This window comes from Pseudoalteromonas sp. CH_XMU1449-3 (assembly GCF_037027245.1).
GTDB lineage: Bacteria > Pseudomonadota > Gammaproteobacteria > Enterobacterales > Alteromonadaceae > Pseudoalteromonas > Pseudoalteromonas shioyasakiensis.
This window is the reverse complement of the sequence record NZ_JAYMDY010000027.1, coordinates 20,961-31,486: the sequence shown is the minus strand read 5'-3', so window position 1 is coordinate 31,486 and position 10,526 is coordinate 20,961. Positions and strand designations below refer to the sequence as shown.

The window sequence follows — 10,526 nt, the reverse complement described above, 5'->3', positions numbered from 1 at the left end:
TACCACTCCGCAGTGGTATGTGCATGGGGTAATGCACTTAATTTGTTTATGATATCAAATGGCGGAGTGGACGGGACTCGAACCCGCGACCCCCGGCGTGACAGGCCGGTATTCTAACCAACTGAACTACCACTCCGCAGTATTTAATGCTATTTATTTTTCCTATTGGCGGAGTGGACGGGACTCGAACCCGCGACCCCCGGCGTGACAGGCCGGTATTCTAACCAACTGAACTACCACTCCGCAAAGGAAAATGTTTTACAACCATAAGTTGTGTAAGTAATTGGCGGAGTGGACGGGACTCGAACCCGCGACCCCCGGCGTGACAGGCCGGTATTCTAACCAACTGAACTACCACTCCAGCGCATACTTACAAATTGTCGAAAATTGGCGGAGTGGACGGGACTCGAACCCGCGACCCCCGGCGTGACAGGCCGGTATTCTAACCAACTGAACTACCACTCCACATTTTCGTTGCTGACTGAGTCTCCCCTGACAGCGGCGTGAATAATACGAATCACCCTCTGGTTCGTCAAGGGGTTTTTTGTATTTTTACAGGTTTTTTAGTCATCTGACATCGAAAGGTTTAAAATTTCACCTGATTTGTCATTTTTTGAGCCATTTTTGCCAACTTCATTTTCATTCGTTGCTTGCTCATCATTTTCGGTTTGATTTTTTTTCTTTAAAAACGGTAAAGAAATTTTAAATTTCAGCGGTTTCTTCTGAACAAAAATTCTAATTGCCAGCCAACCTAATAAAAGGACGGTTAAATTTCCAACAACAATTAAGGTCACCATGAGCATGGTGGACGCTTTTTGTTCTTCTTCAAGAATTCGTTGTTGCTCTGCTTGCGCTTCTAAATCAATTTCTGGGCGAACAATTTCTGGTACAGCTTCAATTGGTCGCTCAATTTCAAATTTATAAGTCGGTAACGTCGCCATAAATTCACGGCCATTTATGTTGCTACCAAATACAGAAAACTCAACACTGTACCGTCCCCAATCATAATTTTTAATTGCAAGCTCTCGTGTTTGCGATTTATCAGCATCTAAAGAGAACATTTGCTCTTCATTATTGGGGTAATATATTTTTCCTTGAATAAGTACAGTTTCTGGTTTGACGATTTCAGGATTTAAGGTGATTGTTAAAATGTGGTCATCTTCATCTTGCTCAGCAAGTGCTACTTCATAATCAAAAGGCGGCTCATGCACCACAATTGGTTTTTGCACAACGGTACGCTTTAATATAGGCGTTTCTATATATAGCTCTGGTTGCCACTCTCCTGCCGGAAAGACCAGTTTAAACTCACCGGTAAACACACCATCAAGCGGACGCTCATCAAAGCCGCGGCCATCATCTCTAAAATCGGTAACACTTTGCGTGCCCGCACCAAAGTTTGCGTAATCACTATTATTAGTGCTGACAAAATCAACGTGCAAACTGATTACATCGCGAAACTGACCAACTTCTATTGGTTCACCATCATTTAATACGCGGCCAGTCAGCTTTACTGTTTCACCACGAAACAGCATAGGCGGGAGTGGATCAACATTAAGCTCTATTTCACCTAGCACCATAATACGGCTATCTGGCAAGATACTGCCGACCACTTGCCAAGGGCCAGGCATAGGGTTGCTAATGGTGATCAGGTCGTAGCTCAGTTCATCATGCCAGTCGAGGTCATCATTGTTTACTGAGTCAGTAGCGTAATACTTAGTGCCGTCAGGGCGTACTAAAACAACGGCAGGAGCACCGCGTTTACGAAAGAAGAGTAAGGTTACTTTATCGACTTTATGGTCAATACGAAAACGGTTCTCTAGCAGGGGAATTTCATTTTGCACCCCATCGCGTTCTAATGGGGTTATTTTATCTTGCTCGTTGGCAAATCCCGCTAAGGGAATTAAACACACTAATCCTGCTAGTAGTTGTTTTCTCATTTTATTACCTTATTCTGCGCGCCATAGGCATTGGCCACCCTTTGCAACCAAGTCTAAACGCTCTTCGTGAGCGGCGTGCTCTTGTTCTGTTGCTCTTAATACCACAAGCGGTGCTCTATCAGCACTTAGTCGGCGAATACCACCAGCTTGTTGAGTTGAGCCTTCATCTTTATTTTGATTAAGATTCAGCTTTACTTGCCCACCCGTCATCGACAGGTAAACATCGGCTAAGATCTCAGAATCCAGTAAAGCGCCGTGTAACGTACGCTTTGAGTTATCAATATCGTAACGACGGCAAAGTGCATCAAGGTTATTCTTTTGACCTGGGTGCAAGTCACGCGCCATTTTTAACGTATCAAGTACAGTACATACATCGGCAGTATTCGGAAAACCTTGATTTAACAATGCAAACTCATTATCCATGTGGCCGATATCGAACGCTGCGTTATGAATAACAAGCTCAGCGCCACGAATATACTCTAAAAACTCATGGGCAATTTGGTGGTACAGGGGTTTATCACGCAAAAATTCATTGGTGATACCGTGAACGTCTATTGCTTCTTCTTCTATTTCACGTTGTGGATTGATATACACATGAAAGTTGTTGCCAGTAAGACGGCGATTTACAAGTTCAACACAACCGATTTCAATAATGCGGTGGCCTTGCTTTGGGTCAATACCCGTGGTTTCTGTATCTAAAACTATTTGTCTATGTGCCATATCGTCTTAAGCCTGACTCTGGTATCTTTCTATATTCACTTTATTGTACACAATATCAAGGTAAAACAGTGCAGAAAACCGTAGAGATTTACACCGATGGATCATGTTTAGGAAATCCAGGGCCTGGAGGGTATGGCATCGTGATGCGATACAACGACCACGAAAAGCAGTTAAGTCAAGGCTACACCCTAACAACAAATAATCGGATGGAAATGCTCGCAGCTATCGTTGCACTAGAAACCCTCACCCGCTCTTGTCACGTCATTCTGACGACCGATAGCCAATATGTGAAACAAGGCATTGAGTCATGGGTTGAAAATTGGAAAAAGCGCGGCTGGAAAACCGCTGCTAAAAAACCAGTTAAGAATGTCGATTTATGGAAACGACTCGATGCTGCCTGCCAACAACACGAGGTAGAGTGGCGTTGGGTAAAAGGCCATAGCGGCAATAAATACAATGAGATTGTTGACGATCTAGCCCGCGAAGCAGCTGGCAGCGATCAATTACTTGAAGACACAGGTTACGACGGTAATTAAAAGTACCTTGAAATAAACTTGGCGCAGGTCGTTTTATATTTTTGTTATATGTTATAAGATTTGGCTATAACGAAATATAAAGGATTCATTATGGCTCTGCGCATTCACTCTTTTTTTCATCAACAAAGTGCTACTCTCTGTTACTTAGTCAGTTGCGAAAGCACTAAACAGTGCTTGCTGATTGATGCGCCAGCTGATTTTGATATGCCAAGTGGTGAATTAAGTTTTACCACCGCCAATGAGATCATTAACTATATAAAGACTGAGCAGCTGACACTTCAATGGCTTCTTGAAACTCATGCCCATGCTGACCATATCACCGCAGCAAGTTACATAAAGCAGCAATTACAAGACACACACCCTTGTAAACTCGGCACGGGTGAAGGGATCACACAAGTGCAACAGCACTTTAGCCAACTTTATAATCTTGATATGCCATGTAATGGTGAACCTTTTGATGCTTTATTTGCTGATAAAGCACAATTTCAGTTAGGTGATTACACAGTAGATGTGATTGCCACGCCGGGCCATACCCCTGACAGCGTGTGTTTTCACATTGATGGCAATGTATTTGTTGGCGACACCTTCTTTATGCCAGACAGTGGCACAGCCCGCTGTGATTTCCCAGGAGGCAGTGCCGGTGAGTTATATGACTCACTACAGCGAATTTTAGCTTTTCCTGACGATACCGTACTTTGGATGTGTCATGACTATCAACCAGATGGCCGCCCTCTTGCGAACAAAACCACAGTGAAAGAGCAGCGTGAGCAAAACATTCATTTAAAAGGGGATAAACAAAGCTTTATTGCGACTCGGGAAGGCCGTGATGCAACCTTGGCTGTACCAAAGCTGTTGCACCCTTCTATTCAATTAAATATTCGTGCAGGCCAGTACCCAAGCAAAACAGACACGCAACAACACTATTTAGCTATCCCGCTCACAGTGCTGCTTTGATGTTTGCCTGAGCCCTGCTCCTTTTACCGGCGAAAATTGCGGCCTTGCATGCCATTTAGGTTTAATTGGTGTAAGCGGGGCCACACGTTTTCGAGCCACCAGCATATATACACTTCCCATTGGCTTTAAATATTGTTGACCAAAACTGCGCCACGCAGCAAAACGCGATAAACGGTTACCCCTTGCAAGCGATGAATGAATAAATCGCTCGTCCGAAATAATCTCAAAGCCTAATAGATTCAACCAGTCTTTTACTCGTGATGGCGTAAAAAAGCGCCCTGTCCAAGGTAACTTTTGGCGACTAAAAGGTAAAAGCTGCGCCAAGCCACACAAGCTAAACGGGTTAAAGCCCGTGATCACCAGATAACCACCGGGAATTAAAGTACGATGTGCTTCGCGTAAGATGTGGTGTGGATCAGAATGATATTCTAAGCAATGCGACAATATGCAGGCATCAACACTGTGCTCATAAAAAGGTAACTCGTCTACATCAGCAATAACACCAGTAAATAGCCCCTGCTCTGCGACACAAACTTGGTGCTTAATAGGACTTTCACTGGTTGCCAGCTCGCCACTTAAATTACCAAGTTTTAGCATGTGATAACCAAACATGCGTGGCAGCCATGGTGTTAGCTTACGTTCAATTTCAGCACGTAAATAGTCACCATGAGGGAACTGCTGCCAAGTGTATGGCTTAGGACCTTCTTGAAAACTAAGGGCTGGTTTCATTTTCTGAGCTCGTTATACTGTGTGTTAACTGTCACTTTATAGAGCAATTAAACATGGTGCAAGTTAAAGCAATTAAAGCCTTTTCTGATAATTACATCTGGTGCATCAGCAATGAAGCTGAGCAAACAGCCTGGGTCGTCGACCCCGGTCAAGCAGAGCCTGTTTTACACTATCTAAGCGAACATAACTTAACACTTAGCGGTATTTTGATTACTCACCACCATTATGACCATACCGATGGCGTGGCTGCACTGGTTAAGGAATTTCGTGATATTCCGGTTTATGGGCCAAGACATAGCCCTTTTAAAGGTATTACTCATGGCTTATCAGAAGCGGATAAAGTCACTGTTTATGATTACACCTTTACCGTGCTTGCGACACCTGGTCATACCCTAGACCATGTTTGTTACATTAATGACGAATTAAGTTTTACTGGCGACACCTTATTTAGTGCTGGCTGCGGACGATTATTTGAAGGCAGCGCAGAACAAATGTGGCACTCGTTATGTAAGCTAAGAGCCCTGCCAGATGAGTGTAAAATCTACTGCACCCATGAATACACGCAAGCCAACTTAGCCTTCGCAAAAGCCGTTGAACCAAACAATGAGTACTTACTCAGCTACAGTGATGAAGTTGATACTCTGCGCGCCAAAGACGAAATAAGCTTGCCAACCCAGTTAGGCGTGGAAAAACAAATAAATCCATTTTTACGTAGCAATATAGCAACAATCACTGATGAGCTGCCTGATGAGCTAAAAATTAATTTGGATCTGAATGAACCTTGGCAACGCTTTGCAGGTCTCAGAGCCTGGAAAGATAACTTTTAAAAAAACGTAAACACCGGTAGTTACAATTTTGTATATTTAGATCAGCATCTTGCAATAATAAGCTGACATAAACTGGTCATAAAGTGGCAATATGTTCTCAGAGCAGGTAATATTCGCCGAGTTTTTTTACCTGATGTATGGGTATATATGTATAAGTCTCCTTTAGTTTTATCACTTGCGCTGATTTTAAGTGGCTGTCAATTAACAGCTTCTGATTCAGCAAGTACAGATGTTGCAAGCAATAATGTTGAGCAACAATTAGACGGCGCAAGTCCGAGCGATATCAATGATGCATTGATGATTAACGCTCAATATCAACAATTAACCGATATTGATGAGCCGCCTCCTGTATTTGATGATGTATGGGAGCGTATTCGTTATCAGCTTTCGATTGATGTGCCACAAAACCGCCCAGTTGTTGCTGAGCGTAACTATTATGCACGTCATCAGGCCTATTTAGATCGTATCTCTAAACGCGCTGAGCCTTACCTATACTTTATTGTAGAAGAAGTCGAAAAGCGTCAAATGCCAATCGAAATTGCGCTTTTACCTATTGTAGAAAGTGCGTTTGACCCATTTGGTTATTCACATCGCAGTGCTTCTGGCATTTGGCAATTTATGCCACAAACCGGTGAGCGTTTCGATTTGAAACAAAACTGGTGGTATGACGGTCGCCGTGACATTGTGCAATCGACCCGTGCAGCGCTAGATTACTTATCATATCTACACAAAACCTTAGAAGGCGATTGGCTAAATGCCATTGCAGCCTATAACTCAGGTGAAGGTCGTTTACTGCGTGCCATTAAAAAGAACCGTAAAAAGCATTTACCAACGGATTTTTGGTCACTTGATTTACCAAGAGAGACCACAGCCTACGTACCTAAGCTGTTAGCGCTGTCTGATCTGGTAAAACGCAGTGACGAATTTGGTGTTAAGTGGCAGCCAATAATTAATGCTCAAGTCGTTGAAGCAGTAAATGTAGGGAGCCAAATTGACTTAGCACTTGCCGCTGACATGGCAGGTATTAGCTTAACAGAGCTGTATCGTTTAAACCCTGGCTTCAATCGCTGGGCGACAGATCCAAACGGCCCACACTTTTTATTATTACCATCTGATAAAGTTGAAGCGTTTACTGACAAGCTAGCTAAAACAGAGCAAAAAGATCGCCTTCGCTGGCAGCAATATGTTGTTGCACGTGGTGACAGTTTATCTGTGATTGCGAAGAAGTTTTCAACAAGCACAAACGCGATTAAAACCCTGAATAAGCTTTCATCGAATACTATTCGTGTTGGTCAGCAATTACTTGTGCCACTAAGCGATGGTGAGATTAATAGCCAGCATTTACCAAAGTCAGTGCGTATGGCGGCTAATAAAGCAACACGTAAAAAGCTAAGCCATAAAGTGGCCAGTGGCGATACACTGTGGGATATCAGCCGTGAGTACGATGTGACCATAGCTGAACTTGCAACATGGAATAAGCTGAAAAAAGACGCGGTACTGCGTGTTGGTCAAAAGCTAACTGTGTATAAGCAAGAAAAATCACAACTTGCTGCTACACAAATCAAAGAACGCACCATTACCTATAAAGTTCGTCGTGGTGACTCGTTAGCGCGCATTGCTGCTAAGTTTAATGTATCTGTAGAAGATATTATTAAATGGAACTCATTAGCTGGGCAAAAATACATTCAACCTGGGCAAAAGCTTAAATTAAAGGTTGATGTTCGAAGCGCTTAATTGCTTCATCTAATATCAAAAAAAAGAGCGCCTAATGGCGCTCTTTGTCTCTCTCATTTAGTATTTATGCTTCAAAGCCCATAAGTGTAATAACTCATTGGCAATGGTCGCTGCGGCAATCGCCGTTAATTCACTTTGGTCATAGGATGGCGACACTTCAACCACATCCATACCGACCATATTAATGCCTTTCAACGCACGAAGTACTTTGAGTACTTTATCGCTGGTTAAGCCACCACACACTGGGGTGCCTGTCCCTGGAGCGAATGCCGGATCAAGGCAGTCAATATCAAAGGTTAGATACACTGGTAAGTCACCCACACGCGCTTTGATTTGCTCTGCGATATCTTGCGCTGGCAAATCATTGGCTGCCATTGCATCAATCACTGCAAACTCATGCTTATTCTGATCAAAATCAGTACGAATACCAATTTGAATACTGTGATCAACATCAATAAGCCCTTCCATTGGCGCATGATAAAACATGGTGCCGTGATCATAACGCGAACCATTGCTGTAAGTATCTGTGTGGGCATCAAAATGAACTAATGCCATTTTACCGTGTTGCTTAGCATGGGCACGCAGTAGCGGCAAAGTCACAAAGTGGTCGCCACCTAAACCTAATAATGTTTTACCTTGACGAAGAATTTGCTCAGCGGCTAATTCTAACTGCGCTGTAAAATATTCTGGGTCGCCTACTGGGTAAGTAAAATCACCTGCATCAGCTAATTTTAAACGCTCAAACAACGGAAACATCCATGGGTACTTGGTTTCTTCCCATGCGAGGTGCACTGAGGCACGACGAATTGCGTCAGGCCCTAAACGTGCACCAGGGCGACCTGAGGTCGCCAAATCAAAGGGTAAACCTAACACCACTACATCGGCATCGATTGCGGTGATGTTCTGCACCATCGGCTGACGTAAAAACGTCATGCCGTTTGAATACAATGAATGATCTGTGTGGTCAAACAATGTCGACATTGCTTATAACTCTTCTAAATAAGTGTAACCATTTAAGCCAGTTTGCAGCTCATCTAATACGCTTTGCTGTTCAGTTTCTGGCAATTTAGCTGCCACCAGCTGGGCGTAAGATTGCTGGAAGCTTTCTACATCTAAATGTACGTAACGCATCATGTCTGCAACGGTATCACCTTCGTTAACTTCAGTGATTTGCGCCTGACCTTGCTCATCCATTTTTATAATTGCACTGTGTGTGTCGCCAAATAAGTTGTGCATATCACCTAAAATCTCCTGATAAGCACCCACTAAGAAAAAGCCCATTAAATATGGTTTTTCTTCGCTAAAAGCTGGCACAGGTAATGTGCTTTCAATACCTTGACCGTCGACATAGTGCTCCATAGCACCGTCTGAATCACAAGTGATATCAAGTAACACGGCGCGTTTTTGTGGTGCTTCTGTTAAACCACTTAATGGTAGAACAGGAAACACTTGGTCAATACCCCATGCATCCGGTAATGACTGGAATAATGAAAAGTTCACAAAAAACTTATCTGCTAAACGCGCATTTAATTCATCAATAATCGGGCGGTGAAAACGATTTTTGTTATCCATATGTTTGTTAAGTTCATAACATACACGTAAGTTAACTTGCTCCGCCCATGCTCGCTCTGTTAAATCTAACAAACCAAGTGCAAATTGATTATGTGCTTCGGCTAAATCGCCTTGGCTATCGTGATAAATTTCGATTAATGCACGGTCGTCATTGTCATCACTTAACTGTTGCCATGATGTCCACATGTTTTTTAATAAAAGTGGTGCATCAGCAGCTGGCGCTTGAATGTCTTCTGGTACATAGCTTTCGGTGCCGATAACATTCGAGATCAATACAGCATGGTGCGCTGTTAACGCACGACCTGACTCAGAAATAATGCGCGGCATTGGCTGCTCATATAACTTACAGGTATCACCAATGGTGTATACGATGTTATTAGCGTATTCACTTAGGCTGTAGTTCATTGAGTTATGTGACTGGCTACGAGTACCGTCATAATCTACCGCTAAACCGCCACCCACATCTAAGCAATCAATTTGTGCACCTAATTTGCGTAACTCACAGTAAAAACGCGCAGCTTCACTCACCCCTAAGCGAACATCGCGAATGTTGGCCATTTGCGAGCCTAAGTGAAAGTGTACAAGTTGGATCAGATCAAGTTGATCAGACGCTTTAAGGCGATTAACCACACTGAGTACTTGCGATGCCGACAAACCAAATTTTGATTTTTCGCCACCACTTGCTTGCCATTTGCCCTTACCTTGCGACGCTAAACGTACGCGAATACCAATGCGCGGCTTTACGTTTAACTCTTTAGCTTGGCTAAGCACCATGTCTAGCTCAGACAGTTTTTCAAGAACAATGTAAACCTTGTGACCTAGCTTTTCACCAATCAGTGCTAAACGAATGTATTCTTGGTCTTTGTAGCCATTACACACAATGACAGCACTGGTTTTTTCAGCCATCGCTAATACAGTCAATAGCTCAGGTTTACTGCCCGCTTCTAGACCCAATTGCTTCTTTTCAATATCAGCTTGGCTTGCAACGATTTCTTCAACAACTTCGCGCTGTTGGTTTACTTTAATTGGGTAAACAAGTAAATAGTCTTTTGGGTAACCATAATTTTCAATCGCCGTGTTAAATGCCTGACACAAGCTATGTACACGATGATGTAAAATTTGTGGAAAACGAACCAACGCAGGCAAGCTTAAGCCTTTATCTTGTAACTGCTGTGCGATATCGATTAGTGCAATGGTTTGCTCTGGGGCATAGGCCTTTGGCGCAACATACACATCACCTTGATCATTAATACCAAAGAAACCTTGGCTCCAATGACGAACATTGTAACTCGTGCGAGCTTGTTCTAGTGATGTTGTCTCTTTCATCTATCTTTCTCTTTTATTTTAGTAGTGCCGAATTCGGCAAGGGTTGTTGCCGCGCATTAAAAGAAAAATAGTGATTCAAGTCCAACAAGAATTTTTACTCGTAACGAGTGATTTTTGATGTGAAAAACTAATCGATAAACTCCCAATATTATTAGGGTTTGATTTAGTTGTTAGATTTTAAAATTCCTTTA

Annotated in this window: 9 protein-coding genes and 4 tRNA genes; 4 read left to right on the top strand and 9 right to left on the bottom strand. The window is 42.9% G+C overall.

The window, feature by feature from the left end; all coding sequences use genetic code 11:
- Window positions 1-59: 59 nt before the first annotated feature.
- The 6 genes from WA256_RS19775 to dnaQ form a co-directional block, all read right to left on the bottom strand.
- Window positions 60-136 (bottom strand) — tRNA-Asp (locus WA256_RS19775).
- Between the two features lie 30 nt (window positions 137-166).
- A tRNA-Asp gene (locus tag WA256_RS19770) sits at window positions 167-243 on the bottom strand.
- Between the two features lie 41 nt (window positions 244-284).
- Window positions 285-361: transfer RNA gene (locus tag WA256_RS19765), tRNA-Asp, on the bottom strand.
- 27 nt (window positions 362-388) lie between these two features.
- Window positions 389-465, bottom strand: a tRNA-Asp gene (locus WA256_RS19760).
- A 98-nt stretch (window positions 466-563) separates the two neighbouring features.
- Complete coding sequence (locus WA256_RS19755; protein WP_335993053.1) at window positions 564-1,937, bottom strand: TIGR03503 family protein; 1,374 nt, start codon at window positions 1,935-1,937, stop codon at window positions 564-566.
- 9 nt (window positions 1,938-1,946) lie between these two features.
- Entirely contained in the window at window positions 1,947-2,657 is a 711-nt protein-coding gene (gene dnaQ / locus WA256_RS19750; RefSeq protein WP_054561795.1) for a DNA polymerase III subunit epsilon, read from the bottom strand.
- Between the two features lie 68 nt (window positions 2,658-2,725).
- On the opposite strand from dnaQ, the gene rnhA reads away from it, so the two are divergent.
- Entirely contained in the window at window positions 2,726-3,193 is a 468-nt protein-coding gene (gene rnhA / locus WA256_RS19745) for a ribonuclease HI (protein ID WP_335993050.1), read from the top strand.
- A 90-nt stretch (window positions 3,194-3,283) separates the two neighbouring features.
- A complete protein-coding gene (locus WA256_RS19740; protein ID WP_269407846.1) occupies window positions 3,284-4,147 on the top strand; it encodes an MBL fold metallo-hydrolase in 864 nt (287 codons plus the stop codon).
- Here WA256_RS19740 and WA256_RS19735 read toward each other — a convergent pair.
- A complete protein-coding gene (locus WA256_RS19735; RefSeq protein WP_054551627.1) occupies window positions 4,118-4,876 on the bottom strand; it encodes a class I SAM-dependent methyltransferase in 759 nt (252 codons plus the stop codon). The two genes, WA256_RS19740 and WA256_RS19735, sit on opposite strands and share 30 nt — an antisense overlap.
- Before the next feature lie 53 nt (window positions 4,877-4,929).
- Between WA256_RS19735 and gloB the strand changes: the two genes are divergently transcribed.
- On the top strand, window positions 4,930-5,703 hold the full coding sequence (gloB, locus tag WA256_RS19730) for a hydroxyacylglutathione hydrolase (protein ID WP_269407845.1): 774 nt from the start codon (window positions 4,930-4,932) through the stop codon (window positions 5,701-5,703).
- Between the two features lie 147 nt (window positions 5,704-5,850).
- On the top strand, window positions 5,851-7,437 hold the full coding sequence (locus WA256_RS19725) for a LysM peptidoglycan-binding domain-containing protein (RefSeq protein WP_054561800.1): 1,587 nt from the start codon (window positions 5,851-5,853) through the stop codon (window positions 7,435-7,437).
- Window positions 7,438-7,494: 57 nt separating this feature from the next.
- Here the strand turns inward: WA256_RS19725 and speB are convergent, their stop codons facing one another.
- Window positions 7,495-8,418, bottom strand: a complete 924-nt coding sequence (gene speB / locus WA256_RS19720; RefSeq protein ID WP_335993045.1) for an agmatinase — start codon at window positions 8,416-8,418, stop codon at window positions 7,495-7,497.
- Window positions 8,419-8,421: 3 nt separating this feature from the next.
- Window positions 8,422-10,335, bottom strand: a complete 1,914-nt coding sequence (gene speA / locus WA256_RS19715) for a biosynthetic arginine decarboxylase (protein WP_063528297.1) — start codon at window positions 10,333-10,335, stop codon at window positions 8,422-8,424.
- Window positions 10,336-10,526 lie beyond the last annotated feature (191 nt).